The sequence below is a fragment of the Dickeya sp. MK7 genome (assembly GCF_000406305.1).
Classification (GTDB): domain Bacteria; phylum Pseudomonadota; class Gammaproteobacteria; order Enterobacterales; family Enterobacteriaceae; genus Dickeya; species Dickeya fangzhongdai.
On sequence record NZ_CM001984.1, the window covers coordinates 3,557,035 to 3,579,521 of the forward strand.

General features: G+C 57.5%; 23 protein-coding genes. 3 read left to right on the forward strand and 20 right to left on the reverse strand.

Going from position 1 to position 22,487, the window contains the following annotated elements:
* Positions 1 to 69 precede the first annotated feature (69 nt).
* The 9 genes from der to ndk form a co-directional block, all read right to left on the reverse strand.
* Positions 70 to 1,560 (reverse strand): ribosome biogenesis GTPase Der, encoded by a 1,491-nt coding sequence (gene der / locus DXXMK7_RS15315; protein ID WP_038919850.1) that lies wholly within the window; start codon positions 1,558 to 1,560, stop codon positions 70 to 72.
* Between the two features lie 140 nt (positions 1,561 to 1,700).
* Positions 1,701 to 2,882, reverse strand: coding sequence for an outer membrane protein assembly factor BamB (bamB, locus tag DXXMK7_RS15320; RefSeq protein ID WP_038919851.1), 1,182 nt, complete (start codon positions 2,880 to 2,882; stop codon positions 1,701 to 1,703).
* A gap of 10 nt (positions 2,883 to 2,892) precedes the next feature.
* Positions 2,893 to 3,513: a YfgM family protein gene (locus tag DXXMK7_RS15325; protein ID WP_038666844.1), complete on the reverse strand. Its 621-nt coding sequence runs from the start codon at positions 3,511 to 3,513 to the stop codon at positions 2,893 to 2,895.
* A 13-nt stretch (positions 3,514 to 3,526) separates the two neighbouring features.
* A complete protein-coding gene (gene hisS, locus DXXMK7_RS15330; protein ID WP_038919853.1) occupies positions 3,527 to 4,801 on the reverse strand; it encodes a histidine--tRNA ligase in 1,275 nt (424 codons plus the stop codon).
* 152 nt (positions 4,802 to 4,953) lie between these two features.
* Positions 4,954 to 6,075 carry a flavodoxin-dependent (E)-4-hydroxy-3-methylbut-2-enyl-diphosphate synthase gene (gene ispG / locus DXXMK7_RS15335; protein WP_038919854.1) on the reverse strand — a complete coding sequence of 374 codons (1,122 nt, stop codon included), beginning with the start codon at positions 6,073 to 6,075 and terminating at the stop codon, positions 4,954 to 4,956.
* A 36-nt stretch (positions 6,076 to 6,111) separates the two neighbouring features.
* Complete coding sequence (rodZ, locus tag DXXMK7_RS15340; RefSeq protein WP_038919855.1) at positions 6,112 to 7,113, reverse strand: cytoskeleton protein RodZ; 1,002 nt, start codon at positions 7,111 to 7,113, stop codon at positions 6,112 to 6,114.
* Complete coding sequence (gene pilW / locus DXXMK7_RS15345) at positions 7,103 to 7,858, reverse strand: type IV pilus biogenesis/stability protein PilW (protein ID WP_100849966.1); 756 nt, start codon at positions 7,856 to 7,858, stop codon at positions 7,103 to 7,105. The genes rodZ and pilW overlap by 11 nt, the downstream gene beginning before the upstream one ends.
* A gap of 200 nt (positions 7,859 to 8,058) precedes the next feature.
* Positions 8,059 to 9,237, reverse strand: a complete 1,179-nt coding sequence (locus DXXMK7_RS15350; protein ID WP_038919856.1) for a bifunctional tRNA (adenosine(37)-C2)-methyltransferase TrmG/ribosomal RNA large subunit methyltransferase RlmN — start codon at positions 9,235 to 9,237, stop codon at positions 8,059 to 8,061.
* A 172-nt stretch (positions 9,238 to 9,409) separates the two neighbouring features.
* Positions 9,410 to 9,841 carry a nucleoside-diphosphate kinase gene (gene ndk, locus DXXMK7_RS15355; RefSeq protein ID WP_038669379.1) on the reverse strand — a complete coding sequence of 144 codons (432 nt, stop codon included), beginning with the start codon at positions 9,839 to 9,841 and terminating at the stop codon, positions 9,410 to 9,412.
* 281 nt (positions 9,842 to 10,122) lie between these two features.
* Here ndk and sseA point away from each other — a divergent pair, with 281 nt between their 5' ends.
* Entirely contained in the window at positions 10,123 to 10,977 is an 855-nt protein-coding gene (sseA, locus tag DXXMK7_RS15360; RefSeq protein WP_038919857.1) for a 3-mercaptopyruvate sulfurtransferase, read from the forward strand.
* A 79-nt stretch (positions 10,978 to 11,056) separates the two neighbouring features.
* Here sseA and sseB read toward each other — a convergent pair whose 3' ends face one another.
* From sseB to trmJ, 11 genes are all read right to left on the reverse strand, one after another.
* Positions 11,057 to 11,854, reverse strand: a complete 798-nt coding sequence (sseB, locus tag DXXMK7_RS15365; protein ID WP_038666825.1) for an enhanced serine sensitivity protein SseB — start codon at positions 11,852 to 11,854, stop codon at positions 11,057 to 11,059.
* 487 nt (positions 11,855 to 12,341) lie between these two features.
* A complete protein-coding gene (pepB, locus tag DXXMK7_RS15370; protein WP_038919859.1) occupies positions 12,342 to 13,637 on the reverse strand; it encodes an aminopeptidase PepB in 1,296 nt (431 codons plus the stop codon).
* Between the two features lie 99 nt (positions 13,638 to 13,736).
* Complete coding sequence (iscX, locus tag DXXMK7_RS15375; RefSeq protein WP_013318961.1) at positions 13,737 to 13,937, reverse strand: Fe-S cluster assembly protein IscX; 201 nt, start codon at positions 13,935 to 13,937, stop codon at positions 13,737 to 13,739.
* 11 nt (positions 13,938 to 13,948) lie between these two features.
* On the reverse strand, positions 13,949 to 14,284 hold the full coding sequence (fdx, locus tag DXXMK7_RS15380) for an ISC system 2Fe-2S type ferredoxin (protein ID WP_013318962.1): 336 nt from the start codon (positions 14,282 to 14,284) through the stop codon (positions 13,949 to 13,951).
* A gap of 1 nt (position 14,285) precedes the next feature.
* Positions 14,286 to 16,136: a Fe-S protein assembly chaperone HscA gene (gene hscA, locus DXXMK7_RS15385; protein ID WP_038919860.1), complete on the reverse strand. Its 1,851-nt coding sequence runs from the start codon at positions 16,134 to 16,136 to the stop codon at positions 14,286 to 14,288.
* 78 nt (positions 16,137 to 16,214) lie between these two features.
* Positions 16,215 to 16,733, reverse strand: a complete 519-nt coding sequence (gene hscB / locus DXXMK7_RS15390; RefSeq protein WP_038919861.1) for a co-chaperone HscB — start codon at positions 16,731 to 16,733, stop codon at positions 16,215 to 16,217.
* A gap of 97 nt (positions 16,734 to 16,830) precedes the next feature.
* Entirely contained in the window at positions 16,831 to 17,154 is a 324-nt protein-coding gene (iscA, locus tag DXXMK7_RS15395) for an iron-sulfur cluster assembly protein IscA (protein ID WP_033569586.1), read from the reverse strand.
* Positions 17,155 to 17,179: 25 nt separating this feature from the next.
* Entirely contained in the window at positions 17,180 to 17,563 is a 384-nt protein-coding gene (gene iscU / locus DXXMK7_RS15400) for a Fe-S cluster assembly scaffold IscU (protein ID WP_013318966.1), read from the reverse strand.
* 24 nt (positions 17,564 to 17,587) lie between these two features.
* The gene (gene iscS, locus DXXMK7_RS15405) at positions 17,588 to 18,802 is read right to left on the reverse strand and encodes a cysteine desulfurase (RefSeq protein ID WP_033569585.1); all 1,215 of its coding nucleotides are present in this window, start codon (positions 18,800 to 18,802) and stop codon (positions 17,588 to 17,590) included.
* A 57-nt stretch (positions 18,803 to 18,859) separates the two neighbouring features.
* Positions 18,860 to 19,354 (reverse strand): Fe-S cluster assembly transcriptional regulator IscR, encoded by a 495-nt coding sequence (gene iscR, locus DXXMK7_RS15410; protein ID WP_013318968.1) that lies wholly within the window; start codon positions 19,352 to 19,354, stop codon positions 18,860 to 18,862.
* 125 nt (positions 19,355 to 19,479) lie between these two features.
* Positions 19,480 to 20,229 (reverse strand): tRNA (cytosine(32)/uridine(32)-2'-O)-methyltransferase TrmJ, encoded by a 750-nt coding sequence (gene trmJ, locus DXXMK7_RS15415; RefSeq protein ID WP_038666807.1) that lies wholly within the window; start codon positions 20,227 to 20,229, stop codon positions 19,480 to 19,482.
* A gap of 126 nt (positions 20,230 to 20,355) precedes the next feature.
* Here trmJ and suhB point away from each other — a divergent pair, with 126 nt between their 5' ends.
* Complete coding sequence (gene suhB / locus DXXMK7_RS15420) at positions 20,356 to 21,159, forward strand: inositol-1-monophosphatase (RefSeq protein WP_038666804.1); 804 nt, start codon at positions 20,356 to 20,358, stop codon at positions 21,157 to 21,159.
* A gap of 163 nt (positions 21,160 to 21,322) precedes the next feature.
* Positions 21,323 to 22,447, forward strand: coding sequence for an ABC transporter substrate-binding protein (locus tag DXXMK7_RS15425; protein ID WP_038919862.1), 1,125 nt, complete (start codon positions 21,323 to 21,325; stop codon positions 22,445 to 22,447).
* Positions 22,448 to 22,487 lie beyond the last annotated feature (40 nt).

Below are 22,487 nucleotides of genomic sequence, written 5' to 3' on the forward strand. Positions count from 1 at the left end.
GGATCACACATGAAAAACGGGGCAGAATCGCTCCTGCCCCGATATAACAGCGGGTTTACACCGCTATGCTTACTTGCCTTTCTTGAGGTGCTGCATCAGGCGTTTACGCTTGCGCAGCTGATTCGGCGTCAGCGTGTTGCGTTTGTCGGCGAACGGGTTTTCCCCTTCCTTGAACTGAATACGAATCGGCGTTCCCATGACATCCAGCGAGCGCCGGTAGTAGTTCATCAGGTAGCGCTTGTAGGAATCAGGCAGATCTTTGACCTGATTGCCGTGGATCACTACGATCGGCGGATTGTATCCCCCGGCATGGGCGTATTTCAGCTTCACGCGACGGCCACGCACTAACGGCGGCTGGTGGTCGTCCGCCGCCATCTGCATGATGCGGGTCAGCATCGCGGTTCCCACACGGCGGGTGGAACACTCGTAGGCTTCGTTGACGGATTCAAACAGGTTGCCCACACCGCTACCATGCAGCGCCGAAATAAAGTGAATGCGGGCAAAATCAATGAAACCGAGGCGCAGGTCGAGGGTTTCCTTCACCTGCTCCTTGACCTCCTGCGACAGTCCATCCCACTTGTTCACCACAATGACCAGCGAACGGCCGGAATTGAGGATAAAGCCCAGCAGCGACAGATCCTGATCGGAAATCCCTTCGCGGGCGTCAATCACCAACAACACCACGTTAGCGTCTTCGATCGCCTGCAATGTCTTGATCACCGAGAACTTCTCAACGGCATCGGTAATCTTGCCGCGTTTACGTACCCCGGCGGTATCGATCAGCACGTAGTCGCGACCATCGCGCTCCATCGGGATGTAGATACTGTCGCGCGTGGTGCCCGGCATGTCGTACACCACCACCCGCTCTTCCCCGAGAATACGGTTGGTCAATGTTGACTTACCGACATTCGGACGGCCGACGATAGCCAGTTTAATCGGCAGCCCTTCCAGATTCAGCGCATCGTCTTCACCTTCTTCGCCATCGCCGTCGCCTTCACCGAGCTGTTCCGCCCAGTAAGCCGCGTTCGCTTCTTCTTCGGTCAGTTCACGCGTTTCCTGCACCGGATCGACGGCAAACGGCAACAGCACCTTTTCCAGCAGAGAAGTGACGCCACGACCATGCGACGCTGCAATCGGATACACCTCGCCCAGCCCGAGCGAATAGAAATCGGCAATACCGGTATCGATATCGATGCCATCGACTTTGTTGGCAACCAGAAACGTGTCTTTTTCACGCGTACGCAAATGCTGAGCAATGGCGTGATCCGCCGGCATCAGGCCATCGCGGGCATCCACCAGAAACAGCACGATATCCGCTTCTTCAATCGCCAGCAGCGACTGCTCGGCCATGCGCGTTTCCACGCCATCTTCATTACCGTCGATACCGCCGGTATCGATAATAATGAATTCATTTCCCTCCACCTCAGCACGACCATACTTGCGGTCACGCGTCAGCCCAGGGAAATCCGCCACCAATGCGTCACGGGTACGCGTTAAACGGTTAAACAGCGTGGACTTCCCCACATTCGGGCGCCCGACCAGCGCGACGACAGGTATCATTGTTACAACCTCATTGCTTATATTTCAATTCGTTACAGCAGAAAGGACTGCTGATGATAAAAGACGAAACGGCCCCTGACAGTATCAGGAGCCGTTATGGGGATGGCGGATACACCGCCCGTCCCGGTCATGCGAAGCGGTTAACGGGTAAAGGCGTAAACCTCGCCGCCTTTAGCCTGCACCAGCAGCTTGTCGCTGGCGACCACCGGCTTGCTCAGCAGGCCGGAGCTATCCACTTTCTGCTGGACCACAAAGCGGCCGTCAGTCGTGTTGACCCAGTGCAGATAGCCTTCGGCATCGCCGACCACCAGATATCCATTATACAACGCCGGCGCCGTCAGGTTACGGTGCAGCAGATCGCCCTGCCGCCAGATCACCACGCCGCCGTTGGTGTTCAGCGCCGTAATGCGATCGTCCTGATCGACCAGATAAATACGATCGCCATCGACGATGAAATCATTCACCGAACCAATTTCACGCTTCCAGGTAATCTGCCCGGAACGCAGATCCAGTGCGGTCAGGTTGCCATTATATCCCAGTGCATACACCACGTTGCCTGCCACGACCGGCGTGGTGTCGACGTCGTTCAGACGAGCGATTTCAGTCGCGCCGCCCGGCTGGGAGATACGTTGCTGCCAAATCAACTGCCCCTGATTGATCATTACCGCGCTGACGCGCCCGTTGTCGCCACCGACAATCGCCGCGCCAAACGCCGTCACCGGCGCAGACTCGCCGCGCAGCGACAGCGACGGCATATCCAGATTCACGGTCCATTTGATGGTGCCGTCAGACTCGCTGAGCGCCTGCAGCATGCCGTTGCTGGTATGAATGATCACCACGCCATCGCTGACCACCGGGCTGGATAATACTTCACCCGCCACTTTGGTCTGCCACTGCACAGTACCGTCGTCAGCGTTCAGGGCGAACAGCTGCGCGCGTTCGCTCCCGACATAAACATGGTTGCCCGACACAGCCACGCCGCCCGACAGCAGCGCCGGACGGTTGCTGGACAGCAGACCGGTTTTCTCCGCCAGATCGGCGCGCCATTTCTCTTCGCCGCTATTAAGATCCAGCGCTTTTACCGTGCCGTGACGATCGGCCGCATACACGCGGCTGTCCTGCCAGGTCGGATGCAGGTTGGAGTAGAACTCACCGGTACCGTCTCCAACGGAGCGACTCCAGACTTTGGTGGGGGTAAACTGGTTGGTCACCTGCGGCAGCGGAGACATTTTGACCACGTCTTCCTCGCGATCGAACAGCGAACAGCCGCTCAGCAGGGTGACGGAAACCAGTCCGACCAAAAGTGTTTTACGCAGTTGCATGAAGTCCCTCTTAGCTGGGCAGATTGTTCAGTTTGATACGTAACAGGGATTGCAGCCCCTGAGAAGGTTTCGCCGCCATGCCTTTGTTGTAGGCATCACGCGCGCCCTGATTGTCGCCTTTGCTCGCCAGTACGTCGCCGCGAACATCGGCCACCATCGCCGTCCAGCCTTCCAGCTTGATGGCATCGAGCGTTTTCAACGCATCATCCGGCTTCTTCTGCTGCAACAGTACGCGAGCCAGGCGCAGATTGATCAGCGCCTGCAAATCGCCATCTTTGGTCTGGCTCAATGCCTGACGGAGCTGCTGCTCGGCTTTAGCGATATCATTTTTTTCAACGAACTGGTGCGCCAGCGCCAGCGAAGCCAGCGCGCCGTAATTGCCATGATCGCCGGTGACAAACTTTTCAGCGCCGGCAACGCCTTCCGGCGTACCGGCAGACAGAGATTCGGTCACTTGCTGATAGGCAGCGGAAGCCGCCATCGCGTTGCTTTCCTGATGGTTTTGCCAGAAACGCCAGCCTACCAGGGCGCCGATACCCAGCACCACGCCGATAGCCAACGCCTTGCCATTCTCGATAAAGAAGCGGCGAATCGCCTCAACCTGCTCGTTTTCAGTGCTATAGACTTCCACGCTGCCTTTCTCCTTAATTCAGTAACGCCGCCAGACGCGCCGCCACATCCGCCTGAGCCAGGGTTTCCTGCTCGCCGCTGGTCAGGTTTTTCACCACCACCTGCCCGGCAGCCACTTCGGTTTCGCCCAGCACCAGCGCAACCCGCGCCCCGCTCTTGTCCGCGCGGGCAAACTGTTTCTTGAAATTACCGCCGCCGTAGTTGGTCATCAGCTTCAACTGCGGCAGCGCGTCGCGCACTTTTTCCGCCAGCTGAATCGCCGCATGCTGCGTGCCGGCACCGGATGAAATCAGGTACGCGTCTACGCCAGGCTGCGCCGCGAACGCCGGATTGACGGTCTGCACCAGCAGCACCAGACGTTCCAGCCCCATGGCAAACCCCACCGCCGGCGTACTGGAGCCGCCAAGCTGTTCGACCATGCCGTCATAACGACCGCCGCCGCACACCGTCCCCTGAGACCCCAGACTGCTGGTAACCCATTCGAAAACGGTACGGTTGTAATAGTCCAGTCCGCGAACCAGCCGCGGATTAACCTTATATGGGATGCCGGACTGGGTTAAAAGTTCACACAATTCATCGAAATGCGCGCGAGAGTCGTCATCCAGATAATCGGTCAGCACCGGTGCGTTATCCAGCAACGCCTGCACCTGAGCATTCTTGGAGTCGAGCACACGCAGCGGATTGGTATACATACGACGCAGGCAGTCTTCATCCAGCTGATCTTTGTGCTCTTCCAGGAAGGCAATCAGCGCTTCGCGGTAGCGGGCGCGGGCGTCCAAAGAGCCGATCGAGTTCAGTTCCAGATTGACGTGCCGATCGATACCCAGCACGCGCCACCAGCGGGCGGTCATCAGAATCAGTTCCGCATCCACATCCGGTCCTTTCAGACCAAACACTTCACATCCCAACTGATGGAACTGGCGATAACGCCCTTTCTGCGGACGCTCGTGGCGGAACATCGGGCCGATATACCACAGCCGCTGCTCTTGATTGTACAGAATGCCGTGCTCGATTCCGGCGCGGACACACCCTGCCGTGCCTTCGGGACGCAAAGTCAGGCTGTCGCCGTTGCGGTCCTCAAAAGTGTACATTTCCTTTTCAACCACATCGGTTACTTCGCCGATCGCACGTTTGAACAGCGAGGTCTGCTCGACGATCGGCATACGGATTTCGCTATAGCCGTACCCGCGGAGTACCTGTTTCAGGCTGTCTTCAATACGCTGCCACAGTGCCGTTTCGGCTGGCAGGTAGTCGTTCATGCCACGGATGGCTTGAATATTCTTTGCCACGTCAGTTCTCTATGCGTTTTCAGAAATTAATGCGCTTTTAAAAAATAGACCCGATTATAGGAGCAACGACGCAATGTCTTCAATGTCGCTGCCGCTATCATCGGGCGCTTCAATTCAGGAATTGGTGCCGGATCGCATTCGTGCAGACCGGATCACTTATCCACCATATTGACGGCGATACGCTGTTTTTCATCCAGCATAGACGCCTTGGCGCGGATTTTGGCTTCCAGTTGGTCGATCATATCGTCGTTGTCAAAACGTTCTTTCTGCCGGACGCCGTCTTCGTAAAAACCGCTCTTCTTGTTGCCGCCGGTTACGCCCAGCGTCGATACCAGCGCTTCGCCTGGACCGTTGACCACGCAACCGATAATCGATACATCCATCGGCGTGACGATGTCTTCCAGCCGCTGTTCCAACGCGTTCACCGTGCCGATCACGTCGAATTCCTGACGAGAGCAGGTCGGGCAGGCAATGAAATTGATGCCGCGGGAACGGATACGCAGAGACTTGAGAATATCGAAACCGACCTTGACCTCTTCCACCGGATCGGCCGCCAGCGAGACGCGCAGCGTATCGCCGATACCTTCAGAAAGCAGCAATCCAAGGCCGATAGCGGATTTCACCGCGCCGCTGCGCGCGCCGCCTGCTTCGGTGATCCCCAGATGCAACGGCTGATCGATACGGGACGCCAGCAAGCGGTAGGACTGCACCGCCAGGAACACGTCCGACGCTTTGACGCTGACCTTGAAGGTATGGAAATTGAGGCGATCGAGAATATCCACATGGCGCATGGCGGATTCCAGCAGCGCTTCCGGCGTCGGTTCGCCGTATTTTTCCTGCAGATCCTTTTCCAGCGAACCGGCGTTCACGCCAATGCGGATCGGAATATTTTTGTCGCGCGCGCAATCCACTACCGAACGGATACGCTCTTCGCTACCGATATTGCCGGGATTGATGCGCAGGCAATCGACCCCGTATTCCGCCACTTTCAGCGCGATACGGTAGTCAAAATGGATATCCGCCACCAGCGGCACATCCACCTGTTGTTTAATCAGACGAAATGCTTCGGCGGCGTCCATAGTCGGTACCGAGACGCGCACGATGTCCACGCCAACCCTTTCCAGCGACTTGATCTGCCTGACCGTGGCGTCAACGTCGGTAGTGCGGGTATTGGTCATCGACTGCACTGCAATCGGCGCGCCATCACCGACAGGCACCTTGCCGACGTAAATCCGGGTTGATTTGCGGCGGTTGATGGGTGCGGGGTTATGCATCACTTCTTCTCCACAATTGCCAGTGCGACGGCACGATTACTGAGCCGTCAGCGTAATACGAGCCACCTGATGGCTTTTGACAAAACGGCTCAAATCCACCGGTTTGCCCTGAAACTCGACCTGCACCGCGCCCGGCGCGCCGATTTTTAACCGGTACGGCGCCTGGCCGGTCAGGTTCAGCACATTGCCGTTACGCTGTACGCCGCTGAACAGTTTCTTGCCGGCCGCATCGACCACTTCCAGCCAGCAATCCGCGGTAAAGCGCATCACGATGGCACCCGGCGCGCCGGAAGCATCAGCCGCTGGCGCAGTACTGGCCGGCGCGGTGGCAGACTGATTCAGCAACGGCTGATCTGAAACCGATGTCGAAGCCTGAGGCGCCGCGCTGGCAGGCGCGTTAGTCGTCGGAGCGACTGGCGTAGCAACGGCAGGCTGTGAAGGCGCGGCGGCAGGCGAGTTAAGTACGATAGGCTGCCCGTTGCCGGACGGCGCGCCCGCCACGCTTTCATCGTTATCCACCGGTTCCGGATCGCTGTTCGCATCAGCGGCCTGCCCGTCTTTACGGTTCTGGGACGCGTTGGCGTGATCCACCATCGAATTGATTTCCTGCTGCTGCGCCTGATGGTTCTGCCACCACCAGGCCACCGTCAGGCCCAGTACGCCAAGCAGAATCAACCAGGTGAACAGCATCAGCCAGCCATCGCGCTTCTTGCGGCTTTTGCCCAACGCCAGGCTCTGCATCGGCGCCACATTGGAGACGCGACTCGGCACGACCTGTTTTTCCAGCATCGGCAGCAATTCGTCTTCAGGGAGGTGAACCAGTCGGGCATAAGAGCGGATATAACCGCGCAAAAAGGTAGGAGCAAGGCCAGCGGGCGTATTGTTGTCTTCTATTTCGCGAACGGTCGACACTTTCAGGCACAACCGTTCTGCAACAACCTGTTGCGTCAGTCCCAACCGCTCGCGCGCTTCACGCAAACGTTCGCCAGGGGTCATTATCGTTGCTGCAGTATTATCTTGGGTGGCTTCAGTATTCATTAGCTAAGAACTGCTGGTACTGTTTGGATTGTGGAAAACTTCGCGCCAGCAATCCGCCATAACGTTTAACCTCGTCATGATGCCCCGCCAGCGCGGCGAAACGAATCTGTAGCCACAGGCTTTCGGCGTTTGCCGTAAGCAATGGCTGGTAAATATTCAGGAGCAATCGCGCCTGATCATAGCGCCCGGCGGCAAAGCGGCTGTTCGCTTCCGCCAGAAGCCGGTTTCCCCTGGCGGGATCGTATCTCAGCGCACGGCTGAGCCACTGACTCGCCTCATCCGGCTTACCGGCATTGAGGAAACAATATCCCGCGTTCTCAAGTGCATCGGCAACCTGATGGTAATCAGGGAGTTGCGCCGCAGCTGCGAACTGCCGTTGCGCCGCTACATACTGCCCTAAACCACAGAGAAACGCACCGTAATTATTCATTACGCCGCCGTTGGCGGGCGCCTGCCGCAGCAGGCGACGATAACGTGTCTCAGCGGCCTGATTCTCGCCGATGCGCTGCTCGTACAGCGCCATTCCCAACTGGGTCCGGTAATCATCCGGCGCGAGTTGTTCCGCTTTTTGCAGATTGTCGCGCGCGGCATCAAGATTATTACGGGCCAGATACTCCAGCCCAAGTTGCAACCGCGTCTGCGCCGCCGCGGGACTCACCTGTTGCGATGGCGTTTGCGCGCATCCAGCCAGCAACCCCATGCCTGCGGCCAACGCCACGGCTTTACCCAGTAACATCCGTTTCATCCCTGACACTCCTCTCGCGAGCCATCCTGGCTCGTCGAATCCGTGACATGTTACCGCAATCTGCCACCCGTGACAGCCCGCCACCGATGGCGGCCTACCCGGTGCAGTTGTAGGTCATCAATGACCACACCGTATGATAAGCCCCGAAAACGCATTTATCACCTGCTTTCCTGAGAAGGCAGGTTGATTTGACGTCAATTTCAGACGGTTTTTACCGCAATCGTGTCGTGTTGCATCTTTTTCTTCAGCGTACGTTTGGTGCGATCCACCACTTCTCCCGCCAACTGACCGCAGGCGGCATCAATATCATCACCGCGGGTTTTACGCACGATGGTGGTGAAGCCGTGCTCCATCAGCACCTTGGAAAAACGATCGACACGGCTGTTGGAACTGCGGCCGTAAGGTGCGCCGGGGAACGGGTTCCAGGGAATCAGGTTGATCTTGCACGGCGTATCTTTCAGGCACTCGGCCAGTTGGTGGGCATGCTCGGTACCGTCGTTGATGTGATCCAGCATCACGTATTCCACGGTCACACGCCCCTGATTGGCGTTGGATTTCTCCAGATAGCGACGCACGGCGGACAGGAAGGTTTCGATATCATACTTTTTGTTGATCGGCATGATTTCGTTACGGATTTCATCGGTCGGCGCATGCAGGGAAATCGCCAGCGCCACGTCGATCATGTCGCCGAGCTTATCCAGCGCCGGCACCACGCCGGAAGTCGACAGCGTAACGCGGCGTTTGGACAGGCCGAAACCAAAATCATCCAGCATGATTTCCATCGCCGGCACCACATTGGTCAGGTTCAGCAGCGGTTCGCCCATCCCCATCATCACCACGTTGGTGATCGGGCGCTGACCGGTCACTTTAGCGGCGCCGATAATTTTCGCCGCGCGCCATACCTGCCCGATAATTTCGGATACGCGCAGGTTGCGGTTGAAGCCCTGCTGCGCCGTAGAACAGAATTTGCACTCCAGCGCGCAACCAACCTGCGAGGAGACGCACAGCGTGGCGCGATCCTCTTCCGGAATGTACACCGTTTCCACGCGCTGACCGTCAACCAGAATCGCCCACTTGATGGTGCCATCGGAAGAGCGTTGTTCGTCCACCACCTCGGGCGCCCGAATTTCCGCAATCGCCTGCAGCTTGCCGCGCAGCACCTTATTAATGTCGGTCATCTGGTTAAAATCATCACAGCAGTAGTGATAGATCCATTTCATGACCTGATCGGCGCGGAACGGCTTTTCACCCAGTTCGGCGAAAAAAGCGCGCATTTGCTGACGGTTGAAATCCAGCAGGTTGATTTTTTCATTGCTGTTAGCGGCAACGGCGATGGCGTCAGCCACAGCGACGACGGGAGATACGGTTTGCTCAGACATAAATTGACTCATGGCCTCGTTGTTACACGTTATGGCGCGAAAGGGAAACGGATAATAAAGAAACGCCCCGGCTGAGCACGTGCTCATCCGGGGCGCGGCATTGTACAAATTTTATAACACCCGCGCTACCTCAGCCGCATTTTTTACCGGGGAAGGCGGTGTTTCGCCAGAATTAGCGGGTACGCGGGAAAACTTCGTCCGCGCTGAAGAAATAAGCGATTTCACGCTCGGCGGACTCTACGGAATCAGAACCGTGCACCGCGTTTTCGGTGAAGCTGTCGGCGTAATCCGCACGCAGCGTGCCAGCCAGTGCGTTGGCCGGGTTGGTGGCGCCCATGATATCGCGGTTACGCTGCACCGCGTTTTCGGCCTGCAGTACCTGAACCATGATCGGACCGGAGGTCATGAAATCCACCAGACCGTCAAAGAACGGTTTGCCCTGATGCTCGGCGTAGAAACCTTCCGCCTGCTCACGGCTCAGGTGCAGCATTTTAGAAGCAATAATAGTGAAACCCGCGCTTTCAAAACGGGCGTAAATCGCGCCGATTGCGTTTTTGGCAACTGCGTTCGGTTTGATAATAGAGAAGGTACGTTCTACCGTCATATTGGCCTCATCCAACAACATTCAGTAACAGCCGGTTTGATAAAATTATAATACCAGCCAGTGTAAAGTGGCGCAGATTATAGAGGCACCGCCATGACTTTCCCATCGGGAAAATAACATTTTCGTAAAAAAAATTTATCCTGATTACCCATACGTATATAACAGGATTGATCCAGACGCGGCGTTAACGTCAGACGTCTTGCCCGGGTCAAAAAAATTCCAGACAATGCAATATCTTGTCTCATTCGGGGCCGAAGAACCGGCCCACACGGGGAGGTTTTATGTCCACATCCGCCGCCGGACTGTTTGTTAGCGCGTCCTGGCTGAACGACCATCGCCACGATGCTGATATCGCCCTGATTGACGCCCGCATGTTGCCGCCGGGCAATGATACGCGCGATATCGCCGCCGAATACCGGGCGGAGCATCTGCCGGGCGCCGTCTTTTTCGATATCGAATCCCTTTCCGACCATCAAACCCCGCTGCCGCACATGATGCCGGACATCGCCGCCTTTGCCGACGCGCTGGGCAAACTGGGGCTGAACGAGCAGCAGCATCTGGTGATTTACGATGAAGGCAACCTGTTTTCCGCGCCGCGCGCCTGGTGGATGCTGCGGCTGGCAGGCGCTGCCCGCATCTCGATCCTGAGCGGCGGTCTGGCGGGCTGGAAGCAGCAAGGGCTGCCGCTGGAACAGGGCGACGTCTCGCCGACCGCCCAGGTGTTTCACGCCCGGACGCCCGCCGCCGGCGCCATTCGTTCGCTGGATGACGTGCTGACCCTGTGTCAAACCGGCGACGAGCAGATTGTCGATGCCCGCCCCGCTCCCCGTTTTCTCGGCGAGGTGGACGAACCGCGGCCGGGGCTGCGCCGAGGTCATATTCCGGGGAGTTTCAACGTTCCGTGGAACTTGCTGGTTGAGAGCGGCGCGCTGAAGCCGACAGACGAGCTGGCCGCTATCTTTCATCAGGCCGGCGTCGACATCCGCCGCCCGATTATCGCCAGCTGCGGCTCCGGCGTGACGGCATCGGTGGTGATGCTGGCGCTGTTTGTGCTCAACGCGCCGCAGGTTTCGCTCTATGACGGTTCGTGGAGCGAATGGGGCGCACGGGACGACGTGCCCGTCGTCACCGGGTGATTCGCCGGTAAAAAAACGGCACAGGGCAAATCCGCCCGTGCCGTTTTTTTATTCGTTTCGTTCCGCCTTTAGCCGTGAGCTATGCCTGGCCGCTATTCTTGAACTCGCGCAGGAAACTGCCCCATTTCCGCTCGTAAAACGGCGTGGTATGGCGAATCAGGAAGTGGCTGATGCCGGGTTGCTCATTGCTCACCAGACAGAGATCGATCGGACGATCGTCCGGCTGGGTATCGGTCGCCACCGATCCGGCCGCCTGAATCAACTCGTCTAAGTCGTCGCCATCAGCATCCAGACCGATCAGCAGGTGCGGCTGCTCTTCATCCGGCTCCTGAATCTGCGCCAAAAACGCCCGTTTTACGTTACGGTGTTTGCTGAACAGTTGGGTCAGAGAATCGATCATCTGCGCCGGCATCTCGGCCGGAATACCGATTTTCAGTTCGGTGCCGCCATCCAGAATGTGCTGCTGCACCAGACTACTGCCCTCGCCGGACAACAAGTGTTCGATCTCCTGCGGCAGAAATTCTTTGCCATACGGCAGCTTGGGGTTCAGAAACAGCGTTGCGCCACGGGTGATATCAAACAGCGTTCTGACCGGCAGCGCCAGAAACGCCTGCTCGTCGGTCACCGCCAGTTGCAGCGCCTCCAGCGACGAGAAGAACGGAATCGCGGAATGGCCGTCCGGTTTTTCCCAGTGCTGCAACTGCAGCCCGCTGCCTGCCTGCAGGCTGCCTTCGCCAAACGTTTGGTCTTCTTCGCTGTGGCCCAGCACATACACCGTGGCCTCCAGCAGTTCGCTGAAAAACTCGGGCCGGTGCGCCGGTTCCGATGCGGCCAGCTTTAACACCTCTTCCAGCCGATTGTGGGGTGAAAACTCCATAACTCTCCTCAACGCTTAACGCTAGCAGTAAGCACAACACCAGGGGGAAAGCATTGTCCTTGTTGCAGCTTGCTGACACGCCTTGTAAGTGCAGGATGAAAGGGCTTTCTGGCGTCCAAAACTGTGCTGAGGCGAGCGACTTCGCCGGATGCGCGGCAGGGACGCCGCGCAAGCCCGTGCCGCGTCTGACAAAAACGCGAAAAGCGTTTTTGAACAGCGTTTACGCTGGCCCGCAGGGCGAGCCACAGCATGTGGCGAGTCAACGCGTCACGGGCGGTCCGAACAGCGAAGGCGAACGCCGAAGGAACCGCGTCAGCGGCACAGTTTAGCCACCAGCCAGTGGTCAAGGAGAGGCGGCGTCTGAGCCTCTCCTTGTCGTGCGTGCGATGTAATAACAAAGAAACTACGCCGTTTATCCCGCACGAAACCATTCACTGCTCAAACAAACATCATTGTTCATAAGACAACACTGCTGTTTGTTAACAGCTCAACCCGCTTTGCTTAGCAGGAAGTCGGCCAGCGTGCGCACGCCCAGACCGGTTGCGCCGGCAGACCACTGTTCTACCGCCGACTTGCGGTAGGTGGCGGAACAGTCAATATGCAGCCAGCCTTGCTGATAGTTTTTCACAAAGTGAGACAGAAACGCCGCCGCCGTACTGGCGCCCGCGGTATGCGCCGCGCCGGCCACGTTATTCAGCTCGGCGAAGTTGGACGGCAAATGCTGGCGGTGGAATTCTTCCAGCGGCAGGCGCCAGAACGGTTCGCCTTCGCGGCGGGCGCTGTCCATCAGTGAATCGATCATCGCGTCGTCGAAACTGAACAGCGCGTGATAATCATTGCCCAGCGCGGTTTTGGCGGCGCCGGTCAGGGTCGCGCAGTCAACAATCCACTGCGGGTTCTGTTCAGACGCGTCAATCAGGCCGTCAGCCAGCACCAGACGCCCTTCGGCATCGGTATTCATCACTTCGACGGTTTTACCGTTGCGATAGCGGATGATATCGCCCAGACGGAACGCATTGCCGCTCACCATGTTGTCGGCGCAGCACAGGTACAGTTTCACGCGTTGCTGCAGGCCGCGGGCCGCCGCCAGCGCCAGTGCGCCGGTCACCGTCGCCGCACCGCCCATATCGGACTTCATGGAATCCATGAAGCTGCTGCCTTTCAGGCTGTAGCCGCCGGTATCAAAGGTGATGCCTTTACCGACCAGACAGGCCAGCACCGGCGCATCCGCCTTGCCGCTCGGGTTATAATCCAGCGCCAGCAATACCGGCGAACGTTCGGAACCACGCCCTACCGTGTGCAGGCCGGCATAGTTCTGCTCACGCAGATCCTCGCCTTTGGTAATGCGGTAAGAAATCGCCTCGCCCGCCACGCTGCACAGCAGGTCGATAGCGCGGGTCGCCAGCTGTTCCGGCCCCAGATCTTCCGCCGGCAGGTTGATGGTGTCGCGCACCCAGTCAACGATCTTCAGACGACGATCCAGCTCCTGCCGCTGCGCGTCCGCCAGTGTCGCCCACTCCACCGCGCGTTTGCCTTTCGGACCGCGGTATCCCTGCCAGAACGCCCAGCTGCTTTCCAGATCCCAGCCTTCACCGGCCAGTTTGACGTGTTTAATGCCCTGCCCGTCGATTTTGCGGGCCGCGCGCTGGATGACGGTCAACGGTTTGTCGCCGGACAGATGAATGGTAAATCCCTGCTCATTGGCGGTTAACGAGGCTTTCTCACCCCAGCGGGCGTCCGCTGGCTGATGGGAAAGCGTAATCAGCATCGCTTCAGTTGTCATACATCTACTCCAGATTGGGCCTGGTTATCATTAGCCCATTATCGCCATGATAAAAAAGAGAAAACGGGCCGCCTCAAGGCGGCCCGTTGACCAGTTCGATTATTCGGCTTCGTCCAGCCACACCAGCAGGATCGCTTCCAGGATTTTTTCGTTAGAGGCTTCCGGCTCGTCGTCAAACTCATCCAGTTCGCAAATCCAGCGGTGCAAATCGGTGAAACGCACGGTCTTCGGATCGACATCAGGATAGAGATCGTACAGCGCTTCGCCGATTTCACGGCTATCGGTCCACTTCAGTCCCATGACTCCCCCTATCAATGCTCGCGTGCGTGGTTAATGGTATAACGCGGAATTTCCACCACCAGATCTTCATCAGCGACGCGCGCCTGGCAACCCAGACGGCTTTCCGGTTCCAGCCCCCAAGCTTTATCCAGCATGTCGTCTTCGTCTTCGGTGCTTTCCGCCAACGAATCAAATCCTTCACGGACGATACAGTGACAGGTGGTGCAGGCACAGGACTTTTCGCAAGCGTGCTCAATCTCGATGCCATTGCGCAACGCCACGTTCAGAATAGTTTCACCACTGCTCGCTTCCAGAACTGCCCCTTCCGGACACAAGTCCTGATGAGGCAGAAAAACAATCTTGGGCATGTTATACCTCGTCCACGGAATGCCCCGCCAGCGCGCGGCGGATAGACTCATCCATACGGCGGGCAGCGAATTCCTGGGTTTGTTGATCTAATGTTTTAATCGCGGCCTCAATGGCTGAGGCGTCGGTTTCCTGCGCGGCCTGTTGCAGTTGAAGGCTGGCGACGTCGATCGCGGCTCGCTCTTCGTCGTTCAACAAGGCAGCATCCGTCGCCAGCGCGCTATTGAGGCTTTCCAGCACGCGCGCCGCTTCCACGCGCTGCTCGGCCAGCAGACGCGCGCCGATGTCGCTCTGCGCGTTCTGCATGGAATCGGTAATCATGGCGGCGATCTCGTCGTCGCTCAAACCGTAGGACGGCTTCACCTGGATGGAGGCTTCCACCCCGGTGGATTTTTCCATCGCGGTCACGCTCAGCAACCCGTCGGCGTCCACCTGGAACGTCACCCGGATATGCGCGCCGCCGGCAGGCATCGGCGGGATGCCGCGCAGCGTGAAACGCCCCAGCGAACGGCAATCCTGCACCAGCTCACGCTCGCCCTGCAACACATGGATCATCATCGCGGTCTGGCCGTCCTTGAAGGTGGTGAATTCCTGCGCGCGCGCCGCCGGGATGGTGGTATTGCGCGGAATCACTTTCTCGACCAGCCCGCCCATGGTTTCCAACCCCAGCGACAGCGGAATCACGTCCAGCAGCAGCATTTCGCTGTCGGGCTTGTTGCCCACCAGAATATCGGCCTGAATCGCGGCGCCGATAGCCACCACCTTGTCCGGATCGATAGACGTCAGCGGCGTGCGGCCGAAGAATTCGCCTACCTGCTCACGCACCAGCGGCACACGGGTGGAGCCGCCGACCATTACCACCTCTTTCACCTCATCCGCGTCAACGCCGGCGTCTTTCAACGTGCGACGGCAGGACAACAGCGTACGTTTCACCAGCGGCGCAATCAGCGTGTTGAACTGCTCGCGGGTGATGTCGCCTTGCCAGCCCGCCACCGATACCGGCACGGTTTGTGCGTCGCTCAAGGCAATCTTGGTCTGTATGGCGGTATTGAGCAGCACCTGCTGCAATTGATGATCGTCTCGGGCCGTGATCCCGGCCTGCTCGCGAATCCACTCGACCAGCAAGTGGTCGAAATCATCGCCGCCCAGCGCGGAGTCGCCGCCGGTGGCCAGCACTTCAAACACGCCGCGGCTAAGACGCAGAATAGAGATGTCGAAAGTGCCGCCGCCCAGATCATACACGGCGATCACGCCTTCCTGGCCGGAATCCAGCCCGTAGGCAATCGCCGCCGCGGTAGGTTCGTTAAGCAAGCGCAACACATGCAGACCGGCCAGCCGGGCCGCGTCTTTGGTGCCCTGACGCTGGGCGTCGTCAAAATAGGCCGGCACGGTAATCACCACCCCGTCAGGCAGCCCATTCAGCGCCTCTTCGGCACGCCGGGTCAGCGCCGTCAGGATATCGGCCGACACCTGAATCGGGTTGCGCGGGCCGGCGGCGGTCTGCAACACCGGCAGGCCATTTTCACTGGCTTCAAACCGATAAGGCAAATGGGGATAACGCTGACGGATATCGGAGAGCGAGCGTCCCATCAGCCGCTTGACGGAACTGACGGTGTTTACCGGGTCGGCCGCCGCCTGCTGGCGCGCTTCCCAACCAACGGTCAGCCCGTCGGCATGGTAGTGGACGACAGACGGCAACAGATCGCGCCCGTCATGATCGGGCAGCGTTTGCGTCTCGCCGCTGCGGACGGTGGCGACCAGGGAATGGGTGGTCCCCAGATCAATCCCGACGGCCAGACGACGCTGATGCGGCGCCGCACTCAGCCCCGGCTCACTGATTTGTAATAAGGCCATATTGAGCTTCCATCAATTGGCGGGCGGGCGACGATACGGCCATATGGCCAACGACGGTCCCGCCGGATTGAATTTTACTTATCGTTCCAGCAATTGTTCTTCGAGTTGTTCAACCTGCTGCCGGAGTCGATCAAAAAAGCGCAGTTTACGTACCGTATCCGCCGCATCCGGCCAGGATTCCTCATCCAGCTCGCGCTGCATTTGCTCGCTGCGCTGACGGATCATCCCATTCAGACGCAGTGCAAATGCCGCCAACGCGGTTTCCGCATCCGGACGACGTTCAATCTCGTCCAGTTCTTCGCGCAGTTCCATCTGCTCCATCAGGAATGCGGTGTCATGAAGCGTATGCTGCTCGTTGCTTAAATCAAAACCGTGCAAAGATAACATATACTCCGCGCGTTTCAGCGGATGTTTCAGCGCCTGATAGGCATTATTGATGGTCGCAGCCTGTTGTAACGCCATCATGCGTTCACGTTCCGGGCTGGCGGCGAAGCGGTCGGGATGAAACTGGCGCTGCAGTTCCTGAAACCGGGAAGCAAGCAGGCTGCCATCCACGTTATAGCGAATCGGCAGCCCGAATAAAGTAAAGTAATCCATAGTGTGCTCTGAGTTCGCAGACAATCAATGCGCGCCCGCCGCTTTACATGCCGGAGCACACAAAGCGGCGGGAGTCGGTCAACAGGCCGACCGGCGGTCAGACGTTAAAGCTTTCGCCGCAACCGCACTCGCTGGAAACGTTAGGGTTATTGAATTTGAAGCCTTCGTTCAGCCCTTCCTTGACGAAATCCAGTTCGGTGCCGTCAAGGTAGACCAGGCTTTTGCCATCAATAATGACCTTCACGCCCTTGTCTTCAAACACCACATCATCGGTGTTCAGTTCATCAACAAATTCCAGCACATACGCCATACCGGAACAACCGGATGTTCTCACACCCAGACGCAGGCCGATGCCTTTGCCGCGATTGACCATAAAGGCATTGACGCGTTGCGCAGCGCTGTCGCTCAGGGAAATCGACATAGCAAACCTCTAATTCATCTGCCCGTTATTTGTCGCGTTTGCTCTTGTAATCGGCGATGGCGGCCTTGATGGCGTCTTCAGCCAAAATCGAGCAGTGGATTTTCACCGGCGGCAGTTCCAGTTCTTCGGCGATCTGGGTGTTTTTAATGGATTCGGCTTCGTTCAGGCTCTTGCCCTTCACCCACTCGGTCACCAGCGAGCTGGAGGCGATAGCGGAACCGCAACCGTAGGTTTTGAAGCGGGCGTCTTCGATGATTCCCTGCTCGTTAACCTTAATCTGCAGCTTCATGACGTCGCCGCAGGCCGGTGCGCCTACCATACCGCTGCCGATGCTCGGATCCGACGAATCAAACGAGCCGACGTTGCGCGGGTTTTCATAGTGATCAATTACTTTTTCGCTGTAAGCCATAATATACGTCCTGATTCCTGCGAATTAATGATGCGCCCATTCGATGCTGCCGATATCCACGCCCTGCTTGAACATTTCCCACAGTGGAGACAAGTCGCGCAGGCGGCCGATGGATTTGCGAACCAGATCGATGGTGTAGTCAATTTCTTCTTCAGTAGTGAAGCGGCCCAGTGAGAAACGGATGGAACTGTGCGCCAGTTCATCGTTCATCCCCAGCGCGCGCAGCACATAGGAAGGCTCCAGGCTGGCGGAAGTACAGGCCGAGCCGGAAGACACCGCCAGATCTTTCAACGCCATGATCAGCGATTCGCCTTCCACGTAGTTGAAGCTGACGTTCAGGATATTCGGCGCGCCCTGTTCCAGGTCGCCGTTCAGGTATACTTCCTCAATATCGTTGATACCGTTCCACAGGCGATCGCGCAGGCTACGCAGGCGTGCCGCTTCTTCCGCCATTTCTTCTTTGGCGATGCGGTAGGCTTCGCCCATGCCCACGATCTGATGCACCGGCAGGGTGCCGGAACGCATGCCGCGCTCGTGGCCGCCGCCGTGCATCTGCGCTTCGATGCGCACACGCGGCTTGCGACGCACATACAGCGCGCCAATCCCTTTCGGGCCGTAAATCTTGTGGCCGGAGAAGGACATCAGGTCGACCTTCAACTGGCTGAGGTCAATCGGCAGTTTACCCACGCTCTGGGTCGCGTCGACATGGAAAATGATGCCGCGGCTACGGCACATTTCGCCGATGGCAGCGATATCCTGCACCACGCCGATTTCGTTGTTCACATGCATAATGGACACCACGATGGTGTCATCGCGCATGGCGGCTTCCAGCTCTTTCAGGTCGATGATGCCGTTACGCTGCGGCGCCAGGTAAGTCACTTCAAACCCTTCGCGCTCCAACTGGCGGCAGGTATCCAGCACGGCTTTGTGTTCCGTCTTGCTGGTGATGATGTGCTTGCCTTTCTTCTGGTAGAAGTTCGCCGCGCCCTTGATAGCCAGGTTGTCGGACTCGGTGGCGCCGGAAGTAAAAACGATCTCGCGCGGATCCGCGCCGACCAGTTCGGCAATCTGGTTACGAGCGATATCCACCGCCTCTTCCGCCTGCCAGCCAAAACGGTGGGAGCGGGAAGCGGGGTTGCCGAACGTGCCGTCCAGGGTCAGAAACTGCATCATTTTTTCAGCCACGCGCGGATCGACCGGCGTCGTGGCGGAATAATCCAGATAAATCGGTAACTTCATTGCTCTTAAACTCCGTACATCACTTCAAAACGTTCAAGGCGTTTTGTTCTTTTTTTTTCAGGCACGCAAGTTGACGTTAATGGTTTCTTGTATGCGTCCGTTGGCGGTACGACGCACGTCAGCATCCTGACGATCCGCGACGTCCAGAATCTCTTTGTTATTAACCAGTTCATCCAGGGTGATGTTGTTGAGGAACTCGCTGATGCGGTCGCTCAGATCGCGCCACAGCGTATGGGTCAGACAGCGATCGCCGCCCTGACACCCTTCTTTCCCCTGGCAGCGGGTGGCGTCCACGGATTCATCCACGGCGGAGATGACCGAACCGACAGCGATTTCGGCGGCATCTTTACCCAACAAATAGCCGCCGCCCGGGCCACGCACGCTGGCAACCAACCCATGCTTGCGCAGGCGAGAAAACAGCTGTTCCAGATAAGAAAGCGAAATACCCTGACGTTCAGAGATGTCAGCCAGTGGAACCGGGCCTTCTTTTGAATGCAGCGCCACATCGAGCATGGCGGTAACGGCGTAGCGGCCTTTAGATGTCAGTCTCATGTTAATGGTATCCGTAAGATAAACATGTATTATTAAGACAAGTATTATGAGTCAATCATACATAGCACAGTCATGAGTCTGACATTCCCGAGTGTTTCAGTCAACTATTTAACCGAGTAAATAACTCAACTATTGTCCTGCGGCTTGTCCGTCGACGAGGCGGTCTTGGTGATCGCGCTCAGGATGCCGCGCAGAATATTGAGCTCCTGGTTTTCCGGACGGGCGCGGGTAAACAACCGGCGCAGCTTGTTCATCACCTGCCCCTGATGCGCCTGGCGAATGAAACCGGTGTGCAGCAGCGTCTCTTCCAGATGCTGGTAAAAACGCTCCAGATCATCCGCCAGCGGGTATGGACTCTCCTCATGCGCCGGCTCGCCCTGCTGCTGGCGATCCAGCCAGGCGACGCGCACCTCATAGGACAGGATCTGTACCGCCATCGCCAGATTGAGCGAGCTGTACTCCGGATTAGCGGGGATCGCCACATGGTAGTGGCATTTCTGCAGTTCCTCATTCGTCAGCCCCACGCGCTCGCGACCGAACACAATCGCCACCGGCGCGCGCTGCGCTTCCTGAATACTGCGCACGCCGCACTCGCGCGGCTCCAACATCGGCCAGGGCAAGGTACGGGAACGGGCGCTGGTGCCCACCACCAGACCACAGCCTTCCAGCGCCTGATCGAGAGAATCAACGATGGTGGCGTTGCCAATAACATCACTGGCGCCGGCAGACAACGAAATGGCCTGCGAATCGGGTTTGACCAGCGGATTGACCAGCCAGAGATTGGTCAACCCCATGGTTTTCATCGCCCTGGCCGTTGACCCCATATTGCCGGTATGTGAAGTTTCCACCAGCACAATGCGTATATTCTGTAACATGCGGACTCTGTCATATGAAACGAAAACCGGCGTATATTAACACAAACTTCTCTGTTTTCTCTTTCTCCCGCTATCTGCTATACTCCGCGCCGTTTTCTGTTCTTTAACATTCTTGTGGACGATACCATGCATCCGATGCTTAACATCGCCGTGCGCGCAGCGCGCAAAGGCGGCAACCTGATAGCTAAAAACTATGAAACGCCTGACGCCGTTGAGGCCAGCCAGAAAGGCAGTAACGATTTTGTCACCAACGTTGACCGTGATGCAGAACGCCTGATTATTGAGGTCATCCGCAAAGCCTATCCGCAGCACACCATTATTGGTGAAGAATGTGGTGAACTGGTTGGCGAAGATCAGGACGTACAATGGATTATCGATCCCCTGGATGGCACCACCAACTTCATCAAACGTCTTCCCCATTTTGCCGTTTCCATCGCCGTTCGCGTCAAAGGCCGCACCGAAGTGGCCGTGGTCTACGATCCGATGCGTAATGAGCTGTTCACCGCCACCCGCGGTCAGGGCACCCAGTTGAACGGCTACCGTCTGCGCGGCAGCAACGCCCGCGATCTGGACGGCACTATTCTCGCGACCGGTTTCCCGTTTAAGCACAAACAGCACAGCGCCAGCTATCTGCGCGTACTGGAAGCGCTGTTCGGCCAGTGCGCCGACTTCCGCCGCACCGGTTCCGCCGCGCTCGATCTGGCTTATGTAGCGGCCGGCCGTGTGGACGGGTTCTTTGAAATCGGTCTGAAACCGTGGGACTTCGCTGGCGGCGAACTGCTGGTGCGTGAAGCCGGCGGCATCATTACCGACTTCATCGGCGGCCACAACTACCTCGCTTCCGGCAACATCGTCGCCGGTAACCCGCGCGTGGTGAAATCCCTGCTGTCGACCATCCGCGAGCAACTGAGCGACGCGCTGAAGCGTTAACACCTTCTGTGGGCATGTCGTCAGGCATGCCCCTGCTATTATTTTTCTTTACAACTCAGCCCTGTTGAGTGAAAGTTTAATTTTATATGATAATAATTATTAAACTCATTCATTTGCGTCGGGGATTATCCCCGTCTATCAGCAGTTCATGACAGGAAGAATCATGTTAAAGAAATCATGGCGTCACCTTTTGCTGGCTACCACACTGACCACCTCCTTCACCAGCTTCGCCACCCAATATCCCCTCACCGTTACTGATATCGACGGACAAAGCGTCACCATCAAACAGGAACCACAGCGCATTGTGCTGCAGGACGGCCGCGATATCATGGCGATGGCGCTGCTGGACCGCGATAACCCGTTTAACCGTCTGGTCGCCTGGAACAATTTGCCGAAAAAACAGGACACCGCCACCTGGGATCTGCTGAAAGGCAAATGGCCGCAGTCTGAAAGCATTCTGGACATGGGTTTCAGCGACAAGGGTGAAGTGGAACTGGAAAGTATTCTGGCCAAAAAACCTGACCTGATGATCGCCCAACTGCGTGCCAAACCGGCTCTGATGGAAAACGGCGTGATCGGCAAACTGAACGCGCTGCACATTCCGCTGGTGTTTGTGGATTATGAAATCAATCCGGCCAAAAATACCGCGCCCAGCGTCGATCTGCTTGGCAAGGTGCTAAACCGTGAAGAAAACGCCAAAGCGTATACCGACTTTTACCGCCAGCACTTTGACAACATCCAGAAGGTGACTGCAGGCATCGCCACCAAACCTAACGTGTTCATTGAGCCTATCGCTGGCAACACCGATGCCTGCTGCTTCACCCATTCCCACAGCGGCTGGGGCGGCTTGCTGGAAGGCATCGGCGCGAAGAACATCGGTTCCGGACTGTTGCCGGGCGCGTCCGGCTTTGTCTCACTGGAAAAAGTGATCAGCGAAAAACCCGATACCTACATCATGACCGGTTCCAAACGCGGCAACGGCACCAGCAAGATTCTGCCGTTCGGCTATGACGCCAGCAACAGCGACATTCAGGACAAAGCCAAAGCGCTGCTGAGCCGTACCGGCATCGACCAGGTTCCTGCGATTAAAGCCGGTCAGGTTTACGGGGTATACCACCACTTCTATAACCATCCGTACAACATCGTCGGTATGGAGTATCTGGCCAAAGCGGTGTATCCGAAGCAGTTCAGCACGCTGAACCCGGACGATACCTATCACTATATCGTTCGCCATTTCACCACCCTGCCTGACAACAACTTTGTGTTTGCCCGCAAACTGGCCGAGTAATTCATGAGTGTAACCACCGAATCCCCTATCAGCCGTGTCA